16 protein-coding genes and 4 pseudogenes are annotated in these 21590 nt (G+C 50.9%); 6 read left to right on the top strand and 14 right to left on the bottom strand.

What is annotated here, in order from left to right; all coding sequences use genetic code 11:
* The first annotated feature begins 5 nt into the window (after positions 1-5).
* On the top strand, positions 6-635 hold the full coding sequence (pncA, locus tag EX31_RS06295; protein WP_037033919.1) for a bifunctional nicotinamidase/pyrazinamidase: 630 nt from the start codon (positions 6-8) through the stop codon (positions 633-635).
* A gap of 76 nt (positions 636-711) precedes the next feature.
* Here pncA and EX31_RS06290 read toward each other — a convergent pair whose 3' ends face one another.
* Positions 712-984 (bottom strand): YeaC family protein, encoded by a 273-nt coding sequence (locus tag EX31_RS06290; protein WP_013575364.1) that lies wholly within the window; start codon positions 982-984, stop codon positions 712-714.
* 95 nt (positions 985-1079) lie between these two features.
* Positions 1080-1493, bottom strand: a complete 414-nt coding sequence (gene msrB / locus EX31_RS06285; protein ID WP_037033918.1) for a peptide-methionine (R)-S-oxide reductase MsrB — start codon at positions 1491-1493, stop codon at positions 1080-1082.
* Positions 1494-1842: 349 nt separating this feature from the next.
* On the opposite strand from msrB, the gene gapA reads away from it, so the two are divergent.
* Entirely contained in the window at positions 1843-2841 is a 999-nt protein-coding gene (gene gapA / locus EX31_RS06280; protein ID WP_013575362.1) for a glyceraldehyde-3-phosphate dehydrogenase, read from the top strand.
* Between the two features lie 166 nt (positions 2842-3007).
* A complete protein-coding gene (locus EX31_RS06275; protein ID WP_037033917.1) occupies positions 3008-3877 on the top strand; it encodes a D-hexose-6-phosphate mutarotase in 870 nt (289 codons plus the stop codon).
* An 82-nt stretch (positions 3878-3959) separates the two neighbouring features.
* Here EX31_RS06275 and EX31_RS06270 read toward each other — a convergent pair whose 3' ends face one another.
* Together EX31_RS06270 and EX31_RS06265 are read right to left on the bottom strand one after the other, a co-directional pair.
* Entirely contained in the window at positions 3960-4814 is an 855-nt protein-coding gene (locus tag EX31_RS06270) for an aldo/keto reductase (RefSeq protein WP_037033916.1), read from the bottom strand.
* Positions 4815-4944: 130 nt separating this feature from the next.
* Positions 4945-5694 (bottom strand): MipA/OmpV family protein, encoded by a 750-nt coding sequence (locus EX31_RS06265; RefSeq protein WP_037033915.1) that lies wholly within the window; start codon positions 5692-5694, stop codon positions 4945-4947.
* Positions 5695-6299: 605 nt separating this feature from the next.
* On the opposite strand from EX31_RS06265, the gene yeaG reads away from it, so the two are divergent.
* From yeaG to EX31_RS25220, 3 genes and pseudogenes are all read left to right on the top strand, one after another.
* The gene (gene yeaG, locus EX31_RS06260) at positions 6300-8234 is read left to right on the top strand and encodes a protein kinase YeaG (protein ID WP_013575358.1); all 1935 of its coding nucleotides are present in this window, start codon (positions 6300-6302) and stop codon (positions 8232-8234) included.
* Positions 8235-8268: 34 nt separating this feature from the next.
* Positions 8269-9543 (top strand): YeaH/YhbH family protein, encoded by a 1275-nt coding sequence (locus EX31_RS06255; RefSeq protein WP_013575357.1) that lies wholly within the window; start codon positions 8269-8271, stop codon positions 9541-9543.
* Between the two features lie 247 nt (positions 9544-9790).
* A pseudogene (locus EX31_RS25220) lies at positions 9791-10037 on the top strand (transposase); the annotation flags it as partial.
* A 209-nt stretch (positions 10038-10246) separates the two neighbouring features.
* Here the strand turns inward: EX31_RS25220 and EX31_RS06250 are convergent.
* The 10 genes and pseudogenes from EX31_RS06250 to EX31_RS26145 all read right to left on the bottom strand — a co-directional run bounded on the left by EX31_RS06250 (position 10247) and on the right by EX31_RS26145 (position 21238).
* Complete coding sequence (locus tag EX31_RS06250) at positions 10247-10471, bottom strand: hypothetical protein (protein ID WP_173362071.1); 225 nt, start codon at positions 10469-10471, stop codon at positions 10247-10249.
* Positions 10472-10527: 56 nt separating this feature from the next.
* Positions 10528-10857, bottom strand: a pseudogene (locus EX31_RS26290) (IS3 family transposase); the annotation flags it as partial.
* Between the two features lie 33 nt (positions 10858-10890).
* Positions 10891-11190 carry a hypothetical protein gene (locus tag EX31_RS06245; protein WP_013575354.1) on the bottom strand — a complete coding sequence of 100 codons (300 nt, stop codon included), beginning with the start codon at positions 11188-11190 and terminating at the stop codon, positions 10891-10893.
* Between the two features lie 238 nt (positions 11191-11428).
* Positions 11429-11575 (bottom strand): annotated as a pseudogene (locus tag EX31_RS26540) (hypothetical protein); the annotation flags it as partial.
* Positions 11571-11807: pseudogene (gene nrfD, locus EX31_RS25215) on the bottom strand (NrfD/PsrC family molybdoenzyme membrane anchor subunit); the annotation flags it as partial. The pseudogenes nrfD and EX31_RS26540, both read right to left, overlap by 5 nt.
* 421 nt (positions 11808-12228) lie before the next feature.
* A complete protein-coding gene (locus EX31_RS06235; RefSeq protein WP_013575353.1) occupies positions 12229-12477 on the bottom strand; it encodes a hypothetical protein in 249 nt (82 codons plus the stop codon).
* Between the two features lie 199 nt (positions 12478-12676).
* The gene (locus EX31_RS06230) at positions 12677-13354 is read right to left on the bottom strand and encodes a VENN motif pre-toxin domain-containing protein (protein ID WP_051930999.1); all 678 of its coding nucleotides are present in this window, start codon (positions 13352-13354) and stop codon (positions 12677-12679) included.
* 184 nt (positions 13355-13538) lie between these two features.
* Positions 13539-13712, bottom strand: coding sequence for a hypothetical protein (locus tag EX31_RS26520; RefSeq protein ID WP_158307032.1), 174 nt, complete (start codon positions 13710-13712; stop codon positions 13539-13541).
* Between the two features lie 377 nt (positions 13713-14089).
* Entirely contained in the window at positions 14090-14497 is a 408-nt protein-coding gene (locus EX31_RS06225; protein WP_013575352.1) for a hypothetical protein, read from the bottom strand.
* 444 nt (positions 14498-14941) lie between these two features.
* Positions 14942-21238 carry a hemagglutinin repeat-containing protein gene (locus tag EX31_RS26145; protein ID WP_231576035.1) on the bottom strand — a complete coding sequence of 2099 codons (6297 nt, stop codon included), beginning with the start codon at positions 21236-21238 and terminating at the stop codon, positions 14942-14944.
* Between the last annotated feature and the right edge of the window lie 352 nt (positions 21239-21590).

The following is a 21590-nucleotide window of genomic DNA, read 5'->3' as shown; positions in this document are numbered from 1 at the left end:
GCGATATGAAATCTGCTTTGTTGCTGGTCGATCTGCAAAATGATTTTTGTCGCAGCGGCGCGCTGGCCGTGACTGACGGCGACGCCACGATTGCGGTTGCCAATAAGATGATGACATGGTGTAAAAGCCATGACATCGCCGTGGTGGCATCGCAGGACTGGCATCCGGCCGGACATCGCAGCTTTGCGGTGAATTCCCACGCGGAGCCCTGGACGTCGGGCGAACTGAACGGTCTGCCGCAGGTCTGGTGGCCGGTTCACTGCGTTCAGCGCGAACCGGGCGCTGAATTTCACCCGGGGCTGAACCTGCCGCAGGTGGATTTTGTGGTGCAGAAAGGCACCAATCCTGACATCGACAGTTACAGTGCGTTTTTCGATAACGGACATCGTGCTGCTACGATGCTCAATGACTGGCTGAAAGCGGCGCAGATTACACATTTGTATGTAATGGGGCTGGCGACGGATTACTGTGTGAAATTCACGGTGCTGGATGCGCTGGAGCAAGGCTATCAGGTGACACTGCTGACCGACGGTTGCCGTGGCGTCAATCTGCAACCCGAAGACAGTGCAGAAGCGGTTGAAGCGATGCGTAAAGCAGGGGCAAAAATCAGTACCTCTGAGGCAGTAACAGGCTGAATTTGTCTTCCCGTCTGACTGGATAAAGGCGCTTCAGCGCCTTTATCAGCAAACAGCACTTTCGCAACCCGCCCACTTACTCCGGCTTCAGTTTAATCAGCGTATCCTGCGCAAATTGCTGTTTCAGTTCCTGCTTGCTTTTGGTGACAATCTGCCCGTCCGTGCCGATGCTCATGTGCTGGGCATCAACATTGTGACGCGACTGATACAGCATCACGGCCTGCAGGCTGTGCTCTTTCTGTTCCGGCGTCAGCGCGACACCGTCCGGCCACTTTCCGAGTTCAACTGCCTGCGCGAGACGTGCGTAAATTTCCGGCGTCATTACATCAATAAGTTGATTAATTTCCATCTGAGCACCTTGTGTTCATCTGTATTATTCAAACGGTTTTGAATAATAGCTGAATCGATTTTGTCGGTAAAATTACATCACCTTTTTCTTGCGAACTAACCGCGGGTTTTATTGCCACTTTTGCCATCCGTAAAGCTCATTGAGGCAGAGTTTATGCAGTAACGTTCACCTGTCGGTTTCGGGCCATCCGGGAAAACATGCCCCAGATGAGCTTCACAGCGGGAGCAGCGGATTTCGACACGCGCCATTTTATGCGAATTATCAGTGAGATATTTGATCGCATCAGGGTTAACTGGCTGATAGAAACTTGGCCAGCCACAGCCGGAATCGTATTTGGTATCGGAGTAGAACAACGCTGACTCACAGACCACGCAATGATAAATCCCTTCGCGGCGGTTGTGCAGCAACTTTCCGGAGAACGGAGGTTCTGTTCCGTGTTCCTGCGTGACATAACGTTGAATTTCAGTGAGTTGCTCAAGTGTAGGGGAAGATTTGGCTTCAATGCTCATGATTCTCGTTCTCTGACGAATATAAAAATCAACTTAAATAACAGTTTATAATAACAAAAAATTAACAACGAGTCTGCCCGTTTTGTCCTAAACTGTATGGCATCAGCGTTAGCCAGCTTGCAACTTGTGATGGCGATCACACTCCTGATCTTCCGGCTCTTTATATTCTGTTTTTCGCCCCCATGTGGTTGTGAGCCGATTTAAAAACGGAACGTGCAATAAGCGAGCAAGAGTAGGTCGTCGCTTTGACTTACAGCAATAATTGACACGATTCCGCTTGACGCTCAGCAAGGTTTTTGTAATTTTACAACCAACCTTTTATTCACTAAAAAAATAGCTGGTGGAATATATGACTATCAAAGTAGGTATCAACGGTTTTGGCCGTATCGGTCGCATTGTTTTCCGTGCTGCTCAAGAACGTTCTGACATCGAGATCGTAGCAATCAACGATCTGTTAGACGCGGACTACATGGCATACATGCTGAAGTACGACTCAACTCATGGTCGTTTCAACGGTACTGTTGAAGTTAAAGACGGTCACCTGGTTGTTAACGGCAAAACCATCCGTGTTACCGCTGAGCGTGACCCAGCTAACCTGAAATGGAATGAAGTTAACGTTGACGTTGTAGCTGAAGCTACTGGTCTGTTCCTGGATGATGCGACTGCTCGTAAGCACATCACTGCAGGCGCTAAGAAAGTTGTTCTGACTGGTCCTTCTAAAGACAACACCCCAATGTTCGTTATGGGTGTTAACCATAAAGAATACGCAGGTCAGGAAATCGTTTCTAACGCATCTTGCACCACTAACTGCCTGGCACCACTGGCTAAAGTTATCAACGACAACTTCGGTATCGTTGAAGCACTGATGACCACTGTTCATGCAACTACCGCAACTCAGAAAACCGTTGATGGCCCGTCTCACAAAGACTGGCGCGGCGGCCGCGGCGCATCCCAGAACATCATCCCTTCTTCTACCGGTGCTGCTAAAGCAGTAGGTAAAGTTATCCCAGCTCTGAACGGTAAACTGACGGGTATGGCGTTCCGCGTTCCTACTCCTAACGTTTCTGTTGTTGACCTGACTGCACGTCTGGAAAAACCAGCGTCTTACAAAGAAATCTGCGCAGTAATCAAAGCAGCTTCTGAAGCAGGCGATCTGAAAGGCGTTCTGGGCTACACCGAAGACGACGTAGTATCTACCGACTTCAACGGCGAAAAACTGACTTCCGTATTCGATGCGAAAGCAGGTATCGCGCTGAACGACAACTTTGTGAAACTGGTTTCCTGGTACGACAACGAAACTGGCTATTCAAACAAAGTATTGGATCTGATCGCTCACGTTTCCAAATAATTGGTTATGTGAATGAACTGATTGAAGGGCGACGCAAGTCGCCCTTTTGCTTTCTGTCGGATGCACTTTTTTATCAGCACATGAGTGCGATCAAACAGACGGGTTTGGTTCATGTGTAGTCTTGGTTCAAAATCGTAATTGTTTAACCCTGACAGGATTTTAGATAATGACAGAACAACTCTTTTCTCTTCCGATCGTAAACCAAATCTCTACCTCCGTTAGCCAGCGTCTTGTCGACGAACTGCCGGTACTCGTGGTGACTCATCCGAAAGTCCGTGCTGCCATTGCCCTGCAAGGTGCACATCTGTTGGCATGGCAGCCTGAAGGCGAAGAGCCGGTGCTATGGATGAGCAGCGCCAGCGCGTTCAAAGAAGGTGTTGCGATTCGTGGCGGTATCCCTATCTGCTGGCCGTGGTTTGGTCCGGCGGGCAAACCCTCACACGGTTTTGCACGTAACGTTGCGTGGGAACTGACTGACCACAAAGAAACTGACGAAGATGTGGTTCTGACCTTAACGCTGAAAAGCTCCCCTGAAACACTGGAATTATGGCCGCATGCATTCACGCTGACGGCACGCTTCACGCTCGGCGCAACCTGCCACATCGAGCTGGAGTCAACCGGTGATTTCGAAGCCAACAGCGCCCTGCACACCTATTTCAACATTGGCGACATCGCCGATGTCACTATTAAAGGCCTGGGCAACAACTTTATTGATAAAGTCGATGGCGCGAAAGCCAAACAGGAAGAAGGTGATCTGACCTTCACGGGCCAGACTGACCGCATCTACACCCAGCCGCAAGCCACCAGCGAAATCGTTGATCCGGTTCTGAAACGTACGCTGGTTGTCGCACATGAAAATAACGCCGATGTGGTGGCTTGGAATCCGGGTTCTGCACTGTCGGTGAGCATGGCTGATATGCCGGATGACGGATATAAAACCATGGTGTGCGTTGAAACGGCGCAAGTTTCCCATACACACACCTCTACGCATGCCGCGCCAGCGCGTCTGGCAGTGACCTTCTCTATCCGTAAATAACCGGTTTAGGTTTGCAGCAAAGATGACAAAGGGGCCAGATGGCCCCTTTTTATCGTCTGATGACCGATGTGAATGATTGACTTCAAACCATATCCAGCGGCGTTTTATGATTCGGTGCCGGGAATACTGTGTCAATACGTGCTATTTCATCTGCCGTCAGGCTGAGCGTCAGCGCCGCCGCATTATCTTTCACGTGCTGCGGTTGTACCGCTTTAGGAATAGCGATCACGTTACCGGTGCGCGTTACCCAGGCCAGAGCAATCTGCGCGCTGCTGACACCCCGAGCGTTGGCGATTTCCTGCATCACCGGTGCAGTCAGGACGTCGTGACGTAACTTGCCGGCCTGCGCCAGCGGGCAATAGGCCATAACGGGAACGCTGTGCTCCTCACACCACGGCAGCAGGTCAAACTCAATGCCACGGACTGCCGCGTGATACAGCACCTGATTGGTCATGCATGCATTGCCTCCGGGGATTTTCCACAGCGCCTGCATATCGTCAGTATCAAGATTAGAGACACCCCAGCGCCGGATTTTGCCGGATTGCTGCAATTTTTCCATCGCCGCGACAGTGTCATGTAGCGGAATCGAACCACGCCAGTGCAACAAATACAGGTCTATACAATCTGTTTTTAAACGCTTCAGACTTTGCTCACAGGCGGCGATCGCTTTCGCGCCACCGGCATGATGCGGATACACTTTTGACACCAGAAACACGTCATCACGCCGCCCGGATATCGCTTCACCGACCACCCTTTCTGCACCGCCATCCGCATACATTTCAGCGGTGTCGATCAGCGTCATACCGGCATCCAGCCCTTGCTGCAAGGCCTTCACTTCGGCACGGAGATCACTGTTCCGTTCCCCCATATACCAGGTACCTTGTCCGATTGCGGGTACTGTCGTGCCATCAGGCAATTGCACGGTCTTCGCTTTCATCTGTTTCCTCCGGTTGGGTCATAGCTGAAAAGTTAATTCGATTCTTTGAAAATTTACTGATCTATAAATGTGCAAATGGGGCGATACGCCCCACTAATGTGCAATATGTTCACCATAATGGTGCATTGCCTCAGAAGGTGTAAGTCACACCCGTCCACAACACGCCAGTCCAGTTATTTTCGATGATCGGGCTGTCGGTCACTTCACTGGACAGACGCAGGTAGCGGCCGGTCACGAACCCTTGCCATGCAGGCGTGAAGTTATATTTTGCGGAGACTTCAACATACGGGCTGAAGCTGTCGTTCGGGGAATAGCTGTGGAAGCCACTGCGACGGGATTCGTCTTTGGTCACGCCATAATAATACTGGGTGAGATTCGAGCTAAACCAGGTCACACCAAAGCCCGGCACCACAGCCCAGTTAGAGCCTTTAATGGCATACAGGTAGCCCAGGTCAGCAGTCATGCCATTGCTGGTATCCAGCGTATCCGCATTGAAGCTGGCGCGGAGGGTACCCCACTCGGCGTTATGCGAATAAGCCAGACCGGCCATCAGCGTTGAGTGACGTTTATCGAGGCGCTTCATGCGCTTATCGTCGCTGTCGCTTGGATCAAAGCTCAACGGGAAATAGCTGGCGGTGACGCTCAGTTTGTTGGCGTCATCATTCCACAGGTAATAGCCCGCCATCAGGGTGTGGAAATAGAAATCATCATTGTCGTAATTGATGATCGGTACCGGGTATACGTGGTCATTATTACCACGGTACGGATCCGGAGCGACCAGCGCAGATGCACCCGCCTGCCAGGTTCCCGCCACGGCAGCATGACTGCAAAGCACTGCCGCGCTAACGATGGACAGTGTTTTTAGATTGATCATTTTCATTGTCTTAATTCCATTAAGTAAAAAAACGTCGCTAGTGTAAATGAACCTTAAACGTCACGCTTAGCAATTCTGGGTCTATAAAAAGACATATCCAGAAAAACCGGGGCGATCGCACAATTTAACTGCAAAATATGAAATAAAAATGACTAAAGAAACAACTTCCGCTCTGCAGGGCACGTCCTGTAAGGCTTTTCAGAGCATTCCGCACAACTGAGTCATTGATATGACTTAAAAAACGCCAAAACCAGAGAGGAAATTTTCTTAATGCCAAACTACGCTTATAAATAGATGAAAGACTTAGCCTGAACGGTTGCCCGTCCCACCGAATAAAGACAGTTCTCAAACCATCGAGATTGTCGCTTTCCAAGGGGTTTTGCAAGTTGGCATAAGGGTTGCTGTATTTCAGGTGGGAGATCTTTCTTCCGGGAGCGCTGAAAAAAGCTCTCATTAACCTGTGCGTTACCCGAATCATTGGAATTGCAGCAAGGCGGCAAGTGAATGATTCCCGATGAGCTTACACAGTTAAGTGACCCGGGTGAACAAGCGAAGCCAACGAAGGTGCGGTTCCAAAGACGAAGGGTAAAATAACGAAGGACGGGCATCGTATGAACATATTTGACCATTATCGCCAGCGCTATGAGGCTGCCAAGGACGAAGAGTTCACACTGCAGGAATTTCTTACCATTGCACGGCAAGATCGCAGTGCTTATGTCAATGCGGCGGAACGTCTGTTGATGGCAATCGGTGAACCAGCGATGGTAGATACCGCGCTTGAACCACGCCTGTCGCGTTTATTCTCGAACCGTGTTGTTGCACGTTACCCTGCATTTGAAGAATTTTACGGCATGGAAGAGGCTATCGAACAGATTGTCTCCTACCTGAAACACGCCGCGCAGGGTCTGGAAGAAAAGAAACAAATCCTTTATTTACTGGGCCCGGTGGGTGGCGGTAAATCGTCACTGGCCGAACGGCTGAAATCCCTGATGCAACGTGTACCGATTTACGTGCTGAGCGCCAACGGCGAACGCAGCCCGGTAAACGACCATCCGCTGTGCCTGTTCAATCCGCAGGAAGATGCGCATATTCTGGAAAAAGAATACAACATTCCTCCGCGCTACCTCGGCACCATCATGTCGCCATGGGCGGCAAAACGTCTGCATGAATTCGGGGGGGACATCACGAAGTTTAAAGTCGTGAAAGTCTGGCCGTCGATTCTCGAACAAATCGCCATCGCCAAAACGGAACCGGGCGACGAAAACAACCAGGACATCTCCGCACTGGTCGGGAAAGTGGATATCCGTAAACTGGAAAACCACGCGCAAAATGATCCTGATGCTTACGGTTATTCCGGTGCATTATGCCGCGCTAACCAGGGTGTGATGGAATTCGTTGAGATGTTTAAGGCACCGATTAAGGTGCTGCACCCGTTACTGACGGCGACACAGGAAGGTAACTATAACGGTACCGAAGGGATCTCCGCCCTGCCGTTCAACGGCATTATTCTGGCGCACTCCAACGAATCTGAATGGGTGACGTTCCGTAACAACAAGAATAATGAAGCTTTCCTTGACCGTGTGTACATCGTGAAAGTGCCTTATTGCCTGCGCGTGTCTGAAGAGATGAAAATCTACGACAAGCTGCTCAGCAACAGTGAACTCTCGCATGCTCCTTGTGCACCGGGAACTCTGGAAACGCTCGCGCGCTTCTCGATTCTCTCGCGCCTGAAAACGCCTGAAAACTCCAGCAGTTATTCCAAAATGCGGGTGTATGACGGTGAAAGCCTGAAAGATACCGACCCGAAAGCCAAGTCCTATCAGGAATACCGCGATTATGCGGGCGTAGATGAAGGCATGAACGGGCTGTCGACGCGCTTTGCGTTTAAAATTCTCTCCCGTGTTTTCAACTTTGACCATGTAGAAGTGGCTGCCAACCCGGTGCATTTGTTCTACGTGCTGGAACAGCAAATCGAGCGCGAACAGTTCCCGCAGGACATCGCTGAAAAATATCTGGAGCACCTGAAAGGCTATCTGATCCCGAAATACGCTGAGTTTATCGGTAAAGAGATCCAGACTGCTTATCTGGAATCCTATTCAGAATACGGACAAAACATTTTCGACCGTTATGTTACCTACGCTGACTTCTGGATCCAGGATCAGGAATACCGCGATCCGGATACCGGCCAACTGTTTGACCGTGAATCGCTGAATGCCGAGCTGGAAAAAATCGAAAAACCGGCCGGGATCAGCAATCCAAAAGATTTCCGTAACGAAATCGTCAACTTCGTGCTGCGTGCCCGCGCCAATAACAGCGGCCGCAATCCAAACTGGACCAGTTACGAAAAACTGCGCACGGTCATTGAGAAAAAAATGTTCTCAAATACCGAGGAATTACTGCCAGTTATCTCGTTTAACGCCAAGACGTCGACAGATGAACAGAAAAAACATGATGATTTTGTCGACAGAATGATGGAGAAAGGATACACACGCAAACAGGTACGCCTGCTGTGTGAATGGTACCTGCGCGTAAGAAAATCCTCGTAACAGAAGATCGTTGGCAACGTCGTTTGGGGGAAATATGACGTATTTTATTGACCGTCGGCTGAATGGCAAGAATAAAAGCGCGGTGAACCGCCAGCGCTTTTTGCGCCGCTATAAGTCGCAAATCAAACAGTCGATTGCCGAGGCCATCAACAAGCGTTCGGTTACCGACGTGGATAGCGGGGAATCCGTTTCGATCCCCAATTCCGATATCAACGAGCCCATGTTTCATCAGGGTCGCGGTGGCTTGCGCCACCGTGTTCATCCCGGCAACGACCACTTTGTGCAGAATGACCGCATCGAACGACCGCAGGGGGGCGGTGGTGGCGGCAGTGGTCAGGGCGATGCCAGCAAGGATGGTGAAGGCGAAGATGAGTTTTCATTCCAGATTTCAAAGGACGAATATCTCGATCTGCTGTTTGAAGATCTGGCGCTGCCAAACCTGAGAAAAAACCAGCATAAACAGCTGAATGAATTTAAAACCCACCGCTCCGGTTACACGTCTAATGGCGTACCGGCCAATATCAGTGTGGTGCGCTCTTTGCAAAACTCGCTGGCCCGCCGCACGGCGATGACAGCGGGTAAAAAACGCGAGCTGCGTGAGCTGGAATCGACGCTGACCGAGGTCGAGCACAGCGAACCGGCACAATTACTGGAAGAAGAACGGCTGCGTAAAGAGATTGCTGAGCTGCGGGCAAAAATCGCCAAAACGCCGTTCATCGATACCTTTGATTTGCGCTACCGTAACTATGAACGTCGCCCCGAGCCTTCGAGCCAGGCGGTGATGTTCTGTCTGATGGATGTCTCGGGTTCGATGGATCAGGCAACCAAAGACATGGCCAAACGTTTCTATATCCTGCTCTATCTGTTCCTGAGCCGGACGTATAAGAACGTCGACGTGGTCTATATCCGTCACCATACACAGGCTAAAGAAGTGGATGAACAGGAGTTTTTCTACTCGCAGGAAACTGGCGGGACCATCGTTTCGAGTGCACTGAAACTGATGGATGAAGTCATTCAGGAACGCTACGACCCGGCGCAGTGGAATATTTATGCTGCGCAGGCCTCCGATGGCGATAACTGGGCTGACGACTCCCCGCTCTGCCATCAGCTTCTGGCACAGAAGATCCTGCCGATGGTGCGTTATTACAGCTATATCGAAATCACCCGCCGCGCCCACCAGACGCTGTGGCGTGAATACGAAGTGCTACAGGAGAAATTCGATAATTTCGCCATGCAGCATATCCGTGAACAGGAAGATATTTATCCGGTATTCAGGGAGCTGTTTCATAAGCAGGTTCAGGATCATTAATGTTTAGCCTTTAAAAACAGCCGGTTAAGTTACTTTTACTGGCTGTTTCCCTTCACTTTTGAGTACATATCCCCTTTCAATGAGATCAACAACTTACTCTTTGTTTTGGTGAAGATTTTCTTTCCAGTCGTCCACATCATACCGTTTCATATGACGCAACAGCAGAGTGAGTAAAATAATTTATTGATGAAAAAAGTAAATATCACCATTTATGAACGTATTTATTGGCAAATCATTTCAAAAGTGATGGGCATGCGAAAATAAAGTTACTATGGACTTCTCACCGGCATGCCTGCAGATAACCCATTGATCGAATCGTTCAATGGCAGTCTGAGGAATGCCTGAATATCCACTCATTCCTGTCGATCGAAAATGTGCAAGAAAAGCTCGATCGCTGGCGGAAGGAACATAACCATGATGGGCCACATTCCTCGTTAAATAATCAGACTATGGCAGAATTTATCCGAAGCCTGCAAACAGGCCCGGATCTTTGATTTATCCTGGCACAGATATTGTGAAGGGATCAGAAACCGGAAATCTCAAAAAGTGTGTGGAACTAAAGCTGGTGTGCTTACAAGGGAGGAGAAAAAAGGACTACAAAAATGATATAGCTTGAGTGCAAGAAGGTTACAGAATGGGTGCAAAAACACCGGCGCAAGGCCGGTGTCGATAGTGCCTGACCAATGTAGGTATTTTGAAGAGACTACATCTGTCGAATATCAGATAAAAATTCATGAAACTCTTTTTCTGTCATCTCAAACTCTGGCCCTTCGACCATTGCAATTAGTGACAGCAACGCAAAATCTAACTTTTTCGTGAGTGAAAAACTTGGATCTTGATAAATATCAAGTGCCTCTTTTGATATTTTAAAAATATCAAACCCATCCGCAACTATTCTTTCAAGCCTATCAGCCACTACGTCTTCCATGCTCATTGCTGCCCCCAATTCTTTAATTCTGCTCCGGTCGGAGGGTAGTGAAGTGGTCAACAAAAACTGGCCACGGCTTTAGAGTTTTCCAGAACAATCGTTCTGATTCGTTGGGCGACTAACCACCATTATATTGATGAGTTTTGAGTTGGCTGTGATATCCCGTTATGTAATTCGTTATCGCTGTGCTGGCTTCGCTAAAATTAGCGTATCCATTATCCGGCATCCATTCTGTTTTCAGACTTCTAAAAAAACGTTCCATCAGGCTGTTGATGCTCCCAGCAATTCCCCCGGCGACCCAGGCTTTGCTTTATCTGATATCTCCACAGTAACTGCTTGAAATTACTACCAGTATAGTGCCTACATTGGTCCGAATGATACAGCAACCCCCCAGAGACTGAAAATAATTTGAAACATAACTACTTAATTAGTTTTTGAGGTTTTGCAAAACCAGTATTTCCGTTTATAAAATATAGTCCGCCATCCCAACGATAGGCCGTAATATTACCTAGATCATCTACACTGATATTTGTGAAAGGATTCCCCTCAGAATCATACTCACTATAAACCTGCCAAATTACTTGAGCACTCGCATCAATCAAGTAAACATTTCTGGCGCATTGCTCTCTGCCATAGATGCTTTCCATATCGAGCCGATCATATAGCACTACTTTATTTCCATCTTTTACACTTAACTCGTTCACAATTTGGTCAGTCATTTCAATAATCTCATTTTAAAGGTATTGGCTTACCTAATAATGCCGCTGGTATACGATCTAAAAGCTCATACTGAACCCCACCAGAACTTGATGCTCCAAACTGCGGCTGAGGTGCAACTTTCCCAACTTGCATTTTGGTTCCTGCTGGCACAATTGTAAGTATTCAACCAAAGTGCAGAAGCGTCAGTATGGCGGTGAGCTGTTTGCACAGGCGGCTCTAGGACTGGGTTATCACCCGTTTTAGCGTTTGCTGGATGAAGGGGAGCATTTGGTTCACTCCGGTGAGCGTCACATCGTCTACCGTTGCCTGCGCAACCGGCGCTTTACCCATAAACGCGATGTTGGCGGCAACACGCAGATAGTAATCTTCTGCACGATTGAGCGGGCAGCGCCCAGAGTTGCCCCCAAGCCAGTTTTCGCTCTAACGACCTGTCCTCGCGGTTCGACACGATTAGTAGTGCGAAAAAGGCCGAAAAGGCACTGAGAAACATCACCAACGGGAAAGCGTAGCTAAACCAGATTGGACGGGCTTGTACCACAGAGACTTCGCGACCAGTGTATACCAGTAATCCCACCGCTGAGAATGCACTTGCCAACGCCAGCCATTGAGTAGCGGAGCCGTCACGGCGCCAGCAGCAGCCAGCATCATTGCTGCTCTATACCGAACAACTCCCTTGCGCAATCCCCGCAAAGCACCCAGGGTCGCTGCAACGCCCACGGCGAGCAGCGCCACAGGCGTTGCATGACGTATGTCCATGCCGAGGCCGAACACCAGCGCCAGTCAGTCCCAGCGCGGCTCCGATGATTAGGCCCAGCAGTCCACCCGTCAATGAGAGCATCGTGAATGATCTCTACTTTCCCTTGAGCAGTCTGGGATGCGATTCGTGAGAGGCGGACATCAAGTTCGGCGACTCGGCGGCTGATTCAGCGTGGTCACAGTGATTGTTGTTGCTGTGCGCGAACGACTGGTTATCCTGCCAGAGCTGAACCGCTGAGGATATAAAGTAAAATCCCGGATCGATGGCCGGGATTGAGTAATCAACTTAAATCTAAAGATACAAGTTGCCCGTCTTCACCAAAAATAATTGTCACCGCTCCGTAAGGACAATCAGCCGTAATAACTTTGTTTTTGAGCTCCTCATCTACACAGTGTGAAGCCTTCAGCGTTTGATCATCAAATCGGATTTCAAGGAAATAACCCTCTCCGTTGTTCACATGAGGTAATGCATCTTTTTCACCTCGTGCCGCAAGATATTTTTGTATTTCTTCAATATGTATTTTTGCCATACTCATTGCGCCTCAAGGTAAAGGAACAAAAGAACCTTTCTCGATAAGATTTTTCACTTGGTTTGGCCTGATAGGACCGACAGATATTATCTTCATTTCATTATTTGGTACAGTAATGCGCAAAAGCTTTCCATCAACGGTTTGTATTACATTGATATGACCGCTTCTTGCATCATAAACACGTACCGCATCGGGGTTGTTAACAAGCTTTTGCAAATTTCCCAATTAAGGCTAATGCTCGCTCAGCTGGTAATGTACTTAATAATGCTAACGCATAATCTTCTGGATTTTTTGCATTCAATAATGCCATCACAGTGTCTGATCCTGGATTATTTTCCAAGATAGCCTTGATAACATCCTCAGGTAGATCACCTTTTATATATTGGTCACGGATTTTCTGTTTTTCTTGATCCGTCAGATTGGGATCTTGCAAAAGCTCTTTTTCTAAAGAGGCTGCACCTTCAAAATACTTACTACCTTGGCTACCAAAAACGTCCCCAAGACTACTAAGTGCATTATTCTCCACTGCCGTCTTCCCAGCAATCGCCCCTTGCACGCTTGCCAATGATGAATTCCCGGCCACACCACCCGCCAGACCGGCAGCTAATGTACTTAATGCGCTGACATTTGCCTTCTGCTCCTCCGTCAGGTCTTCTGGTTTGGTATTGGGGTAAAATGCACTGATGATGATTTTCGCAGCTAATTCTCCCGCAGCACCGCCTGCTGCGCCGCCCGTCACTGAGCCACCCTGAATATAGGCTGTCACAGCCCCGGCCAATGCATGCCCAACGGTGTTAGCGACAGCGCTGTCCCCCGTAACTTTTTTTACCTCCTGAGACAGATAAGGTGCCAGCCCGCCCGCCAGAGCCTGTCCCATATCGCCACCGGTGAGCCCGGCAAGCGCTCCGCTGATACGCCGGTTACCATTAGCGTAGAACGGGGCAACTGGTGATCAGGCCTGCTGAGTAATTGATAAAAAGATCCCGGCAACTTGGCCGGGATCTTTTCAGTTCATTTGTTTATATATGTGTTTCAGCCATTTTTCCGAAGAACGCCATTCGTTATGGGTAATAATAGTTACAATCAATTTTGTTAAGCAGTATGTCCTGTAATTCATCTTCTGATAGAGAAAGTGCCAGCAAATAATCTATCTCTGCTTTCATCTGCTGCCGCTCTTCCGCAGTCTCAGTAGCCTTATATGCTGCCAATCTTTCATTCGCATTACCAAACAGCACCTCAAAATCTTAGTTAAGGTAGAACCTTAATAAATATGATAAATAAGGGTATTTTTCTTTAATATTCATTAAGTTGTATACTATTCATTAATCCATATCTGCCATTCTTTGTGGTGAACGACTACGTTTTTCGGCGCCCTAGCGGGGATACGTGGGTAACAAAATTGCCGTCAGACAGGCTGCATCAGTGATGCAAAAGAATGGTTGCGGGGACAAACTCAGGAACTGTGCGCCTAAAATCCGGATTCCGAGTCAGAAAATAGGCAATTGGTTGATTTTTTGGCACCTCCGAAACCATTTCCCTTCACATCAGGCTGATTAGCCCTAAAAACCTTGGTCAGGAGACATGGCAAAAAAGCGATTGAGGCGCCTAACCATCAAGAAAACTCTATTTTACAATCTGATAGAGGGAACGAGCGCCCATCAGAAATAACAAATTGTTCACCTTCGATTTGAGCGAGTAATAGAGCAAGGCCATTTGCCCCTATCTCAATATCTTTTTTCCAACCGTTAAGATCACCATGATAGGAAATCGCGTGAAAAAGAGGACCCGAGGGCGGGGTGACTTTGCACCCTCGATCATTTACCCCACCTCGAACGGCATTCGGAGGTTCAGAAAAGCACGTTACGTTATTAAATTGTTTTCGGAATTTGTTTTTCCCATCATCCGAAAAATAAACAACTTGCTGCCCATCAACAACCGTAACACCAGGTACACTTCGAGAGTCCGATTGCTCAATTTTTCCGCCCAGAATTTTTTCTAAAGCCTCTCGTTCACTAGTCATTTCACACCTCACTTTCAGAACCTTCATTCAACAGTGAAGGCATGCACAGGCTCTTCCGACGACTTGGCTTAGGTTATTAATCAGTAAGTAATTATCGGATAATCACCTTGGCTAGTCGTAATTACATAAGATTCTAACCCGTTATTTTCTGGAGTTATGCATATATAACTTCCATCGTCAAAGCATAAATTCAATCTTTTATTACCCAGGAGTGAGCAATTTTTAACCTCATGATTAAGAAGAGGAAAAAGTAAATTACTTGTTTCTATATTTTCTCCATGACCTAAATGTGACCGTTCATTTCGACCGCATAGGAATGGGCATTGGATCAATACTCGGGTACTAGACGAAAATAATAAAATCATAGACCCAATTCCAACTGTTATTCCGGTAAATATAGAGTGCTCAAACTCATGAAGTTCATCTTTACTAATCATTGCTACCTCATCTTTTTGGTGGCATCGTCTCTGTTGGTAATGGAATGTGCGTTTCCCCACGAGTGCCGGTACCGCCTGTGGCAGGATTCGTCGGCTGACCATTTTTGACCGATATCCAATAACCATTTTCTAACCCAGGTACCGGAGTTGAGCCAGGCGGCATAACTCTAATATACGAGCTGCCAGGGTTACTCGGGTCAGTACCAGGAGGATAATAAATTATGCTTCCGGTTACTCTACCTGGTTTGCTCACCCAGTCCGAGGGGATTACAGGACCTTGTGCCGGGTTTGTGAAAGGTTGCAAGTTAGTCGGTACTTTAGGTGTTGAAGTTCCTCCGCCATTCACTCCACCCCCGTTTTTGCCTGTTCCTGTTGCACCAATCCCAACACCTACTCCTAATCCTGGACTTACTACGTTATGTGTCAGCTCAGGATTTTCAGTGTCAGGAAGCCCACCAAATATCTCATTCTCCTTTTTCCTTAACTCTTCTGCATCCTTTTCGAATTTGCTAAGGTCACTCTCCGCATTATTCTCAACTGCCGTCTTCCCGGCAACCGCACCTGTCCCTGCGGCAAACGACGAATCCCCGGCTACGCCGCCTGCCAACCCGGCGGCAAGCGTGCTCAGCGCGCTCACATTGGCCTTTTGCTCATTCGTTAGATTTTCCGGGTTTATGCCCGGATACAGCTCTTTCGCAATCAACTGCGCAGCCAGTTCACCGGTCGCGGCCCCGGCTGCACCGCCCGACACAGAACCGCCCTGCAGATAGGCGACCACTGCGCCGGCAAGCGCATGCCCGGTGATATTTTCAACTTCGTTAACGTTGCCTTTGGCGTCTGTGGTCGCCGCCTTCACCGCCAGAGACAGATAAGGGGCCAGCCCGCCCGCCAGCGCCTGGCTCATGTCGCCACCGGTTAAGCCTGCCAGCGCGCCTGATATCGCCGTGCCCGCCGTCCAGAACGGGCTGCCGATACCATACTTTTGTTCTGCTGCGATGTATTCCGGCGAGTTCTCCAGCATTTTCTGCTGGTCTGCAGGTGAAGCTTTATTGTACTCCGCCGTGCCTGACAATCTTGCGAGCGCGTCACTTCGTGCATTCACCTGCGCCTGCATGACCACATTCTGCATCGTCTGGACGCCCACCTGGCTGATAGCCTGCGCCACGGCCTGATTTTCTGCTATTTTCTGCTTGTAGAAAATTTTATCGATATGCCCGTTGGCGTTCTCCGTATCACGGCTCAGCGTATTCACATCCTGCGTTTGCTGGCCGGTATCACGCACCGTAATGCTGCCATCAGCAACCGCTGAACGGGTGGTGCCCGATGCGCTGCCGCTGGCATTGGTCATCACCGGCAGCACACCCCCTGCATTGTGCCGCACGTCCCCCTGGTCTTTACTGGATGAGAAACCGGCGCTGACCCCAACGCTGCTGGCACTGTAGTTTGCCTTGTTCTGGATATCGTCCCAGCCCAGCGTCCCGGTATTCAGACTGTTATTGGCCGCATCAGCGGTCGAGGCAATCACGGCACCGTTCAGTTGTGTATGGTCACCGACGTAGATGTCATAACCCTGATTGCCCGCAAACAGCCCGCTCTGGTCGCCCACGCTGGCGTATTCACTTTGGGTTTTAGACTTGCTCATACTCAGGGAAGCAGAGCCGGTCATCGACCCAAAGGTGAAGCTGAATCCACCGCTGATGCTCTGCTGTTTACTCTGGTAGTCGTCGGTATCCTGCTGACTGGTGAGCGTCAAATCACGCCCGATATTTGCCGTGATTTTATCGCCCAGCGCCTGCGCTCCGGAGAGTACGGTGTCACGCCCGCTGCTTAACATCAGATTATCTTTGGCATTTACGCGGGTATTGACGTATTCCGTCGTTTCACCGTCCGAGGAACCTTTCGCAGCATACCCATTACCCTGTACCCCAATGCCGGTTTCCTTACCCAGTGAGATATGCGCGCCGACACTCCAGCCGTTTGAACTGTCTTTACTCGTCTGTTTGCTGTTATTCGTCGCGGCCTGCAATAGCAGATCGTTCTGCGCAGCAAGCGTGACTTTATTTCCCGTCACACCGCTGCCGGTGATAGTGATATCACCGCTTTGCCCGTTGGCACCTGTCGAAACGATGGCAACATTACGTCCACCGGTAATCGTGCTGCCAGTGACCTGATTTTGTTCCAGTTCGGAAGTGGATTTACTTTTACTCGCACCGATATTGACCTGCAACTGGACCAGGTTGCCATCCACTTTGCCATTCATCAACTGAGACGCCTGCGTTGCGGTCCCGTCCATCGAGGACATCCAGCCCTGCTCCACCGCCTGCACGCCATACAGTGCTTTCATTCGGCCGTCGCCGGTCTGTGAGGCCTGTTTGGCAATGCTGGTGAGCGACAACAGCGCATCCGTCACCGGGCTCGACAGCGAGACCGTCAGGCCGCTTTGTTTCTGCTCGTAGATTTGTTTGCGGGTCAGCATGTCATTGCCGGGGTCAACCGTGACCGAGCCGCCGACGATGTTGACGTCATTTTTAGCGATCACATCCGAGCCACCGATATGCGCCTGTTCACCGGCAATCAGATTCACGTTGCCGCCGGTGCTGCCGACGGCACTGCTGCTCTGGCTCTGGGTGGTGCCGTCCTGATTGATTTGCTGACGCGAGGATTTGCTGCCGAACGTCACGCCCAGACCGCCTCCGCTGAACATGCCGCTGGTTTTTTTCTCACTCAGCCGGTAGCTGGACTGTTCCTCTGTCGCCGCCGCGATGTTGAGGTCTTTCCCCGCTTTCAGCGTCACATCCCCGTCACCGACCACGGACGAACCTTTGACCGTCAGGTCTTGCCCGGCAACAATTGACACCTTGTCGCCACTCAGCTGCGAGGCTTTCTCTGTGGTGGCATAGTCCTCAGCGACCGTGTGCGTGGTCGTGCCGGAGAACAGGTGTTTCTTGGTTTTCGTCTTCTCGTCGTAGGCGTAACTGCTCTCTGTGGCAGTATCAAGATTGACATCACGAGCGGCATTGACTGAGATGTTCTGCTTCGCAGTGACACTTGCGGCGTGAGCATTAACATCCTGACCCGCTCTAATTTGTGTACTCCCGCCGCTGACCACCGCCGTCCCTTCCTGCCCGACATTTTCACGGATACTCACGCTTTTGCTGCCGTGGGTTTCGCTGTAGGTGCTGGTCTGCTGCGCGTTCAGGTTGACGTCGCGACCGGCGCTGAGTGAGGCGTTGAGATCGGCGGTCAGTTGCGCAAGATAATCGTTCAGCGCATTGAACAGTGACGGATCGGTTTTACCTATCCCGCCAAGTTGCGGGTTGGTGGTGATCAGGTACGGGCTGGAAGGATCCTGACTCGCCACAAACAAACCGTTATTGCCGGTCGGCAACGGGTAATCCGTCAGTGCAGCGCCCTGATTGCCAATTTGCTTTAACGCATCGGTGACGGAATTGTTCCACTGTACCGAGCCGACGGTCAGGTTTTGAGCGGATGCCAGTTGTTTGCTTTGCGAACCGCTGACCGGTTGCAGGCCTGACGTGCCGTTCAGGGACGGGGCGCTTATCGCATGGGATAAACCGCCTGCATTAGCGGAGGTCGTGGTATTGCTGATGTTATTGCTGAAACTGGCGTTAACCGCCCCACCGGCCTGAATAACTGAGCGGAGGCCTTCGCCGGTGCTGAGGGTTTCGTAAGTTGCGCCGTTCGCTAACTGATAGGTAACTTTAGTATTGGTATCGGCATCAACGTAATAGCAGTTGCCACAGTCAGGGTCAAAGTAAGCTAAGCCGTGGAATTTATCAAAGCTCTCAGTGGCTGTAACGCCTGTATATTTATAGGTCAGATATTCATTTTGGACGCCATTCTCATAAGACTGATTATTCAAAGAACTGCCGGACAGGGTGATGTTTCCCCCTGCCAAAATATTGCTGGCGATATTATCTACATTGCTGGCTGCAATATTTAAATCGCGGTTTGAAGCAATACGCCCCGCGCCTCCTGAGGCGGTAGCATTAACGGTTGAGGTACTGACCAGATATTTCTTTTCTGCAGCCGTCGCTTTCGGCGCAAGGTAAAAATGGTCATCAACGGAACCGTTACCTTGTCCCATACTTCCGCCAGTTCTGACCGATACCGTGTAATAACCGAGGTCGCTTTCGTTGAGATCCCCTAATCTCATGGTCACGGAGCTTTGCCCCAACCATGACGGCGCATCCACCGGCGTTTGAGAGGAACCGGACACACTCAAACCGTCCCGCTGATTCAGCAAATGCCCGGTATTGATGGTGATATCGCCGTTAGTAGTCTCAATATCCCCCGACGTGTTGACCACTTCACTGTTGGCGTTGCCCGCCGCGTCCCGCTGCAGCCACAGGCTGTTGCCCGCCAGAATATCGCCGTAGTTATTGTGAATACTGTCGGCCAGCAGCTGCATGTTGTTACCGGCGTACAGCAGCGCGCTGTTCGTCAGTTGGCCGCCAGCGGACATCACCACGTTGCCTGCCCCGCCGACAAAGCCGCTGTTGTTAAGCACGCCACGGCTGGCCAGGCGGATATCCCCGCCGGACTGCACGCTGCCGCTGCCGTTGAGCTGGATGTTGCTGGCGTCCACGCCCACCGTACCGCCGCCGCCGCGCAGCTGACCGCTGTTGGTAAAGTTGCCCGTGGAACTGAGCTGGATGCCGTTGCCCTGCAAGGTGCCGAGCACGTTCAGGTCGCCCTGCGCGCTGAGGCTGAGGGTCTGCCCTGCCGCCAGCGTGCCGGTCTGGGTAAAGCCCGAACCGAGTTGCAGCGTCATATCCCCCAGCGCCAGCAGGCTGCCCGCCTGATTCAGCACCGGCGTCACCAGCGTCAGGTTGCCTGCGCTGTAGAATTTGCCGCCCGCCTGGTTGTCGGCGTTCTGAACGTTAAGCCCCAGCGACTGACTGCCCAAAACGGTGCCGGTGTTATGCAGTTCGTTACCGGTCAGCGTCAGCCGGTCGCCCTGAAGCTGGCCCTGATTGGTCATCTGCGTGACGTTCAGCGCGCTGTCGCCCTGTCCGGTCAGCGTACCGCTGTTGTTGAGCGCGCCGCCGGTCATGGTCAGGCCCTGCGCCTGCAGCGTGCCGCTGTTGGTCAGCACCGGTGCAGACACTGTCAGCCTGCCGCCGGTCAGTAAGGTGCCCTGATTATTGAGATTACCGGTGAGGGTCAGATGAGTGACGCCGTCGCCCTGCATCTGCCCCTGATTGAGCAGCGACTGCGCGCCCAAATCTAACGCCCCCTGACTGCGCACGGTGCCGCCGCTCAGGTTGGTGATGCCGTTTTGTACCTTGCCCTGCAGGCTTTGCTGGCCCTGTAACTGCCCGGCGTTTGAAATGCTGTTGGTAGTGAGCGTCAGGTTACCGGCCTGAAGAGTGCCGCTGTTAGCAATATTCCCGGCGTTCAGCGTGGCGGTGCCGCCACTGAGTAATGTGCCGCCCTGCTGAATCTGAAGTTGCCCGCTGAGCGTGGTCGCAAGCTGACTGACACCGCTGATGCTGCCGCTGCTGGTCAGCCCACCACCGGTCAGAGTCAGATTATCCGCCGACCAGTTCCCCTGATTATTCAGGTTCGCCGCCTGCAAAATAGCCAGACCGGTTGAGATGATTTTGCCCTGCGCCTGGGTGTTGAGCGCACCGGTCAGGTCGAGGTTGGCGCGTGAGGCGGTCTGGATCGCGCCGTTAAGATCTAACTGACCGGCGTGTAAATCGGCGCTGTCGGCCTGCCAGTTGCCGTTGTTGGTGACGTGCGCGGCGGTGACGGTGAGTGCGCCCTGCGTCAGCATCTTGCCAGACGTGGCGTTGGTTAAATCCTGCTGCAGCTGCGCCGTCAGGCCCTTCAGGCCAATCAGGTTGCCGCTGTTGTCCGCGTTGTTCGCCGTAAGCGCCAGCGTGTCGCCCTGGATCTGTCCTGTGTTGCTGACGTGGTCAGCCGTCACCGTGGCGGTTTTATCGCTGAGCAACTGGCCACTGTTTTCCAGCGTGGCGGCGTTCACCGTGACGTTGCCAGATGAGAGCAGGCTGCCGCCGTTATTGAGGTCACCCTGCATCTGCGCGTTCAGGCCATTCGTGCCTAATGCCGTGCCGCCGTTGGTCAGGCTGTTGCCGGTCAGAGTAAGCTGGCTGCCCTGTAGCCTGCCCTGATTTTGCGTATCGCCTGCCTGCACACCCAGCGTGCCGCCGGACAATACCTGCCCCTGCGCACCGTTGGTTAAGGTGCTGGCGGTGAGCGTGGTACCGCCGTTGCCCTGCATCAGCCCGTTGTTGCTGATACCCGTGGCATTCACACCGACGGTTTGTGCCAGATATAGTCATTCGAACCCTGAGAGTTACACTTTTAAGTGATTCAGGGTATGCGCTTACTGGTTACGAATATTGTGCCAGAATCATGTGGTTTGATGATTGCCGCTTTGCTTTCGAGCCAGTAAGTGCTCCACGTTCGCTAACGAATACTCAGGGCATGCAGACAAACTGCTGACTATATTTCTTTCGAAGAGCGTGGAATGCATACCAATCCCCGGTGAAAAGGAGTTGGTTATGACTGCGATAGATCAGTTTGCTGCTCATGTTGGTCTGGACTGGGCGGATAAAAAGCATGATGTTTGCGTTCAGTTTAAAAACGGCGAACGCACATTCCAT

Origin of the sequence: Rahnella sp. WP5 (assembly GCF_000745615.1) — a bacterium.
GTDB lineage: Bacteria > Pseudomonadota > Gammaproteobacteria > Enterobacterales > Enterobacteriaceae > Rahnella > Rahnella aceris.
The sequence above is the reverse complement of the archived record's forward strand: the minus strand, read 5'-3'. Positions and strand labels throughout refer to the sequence as shown.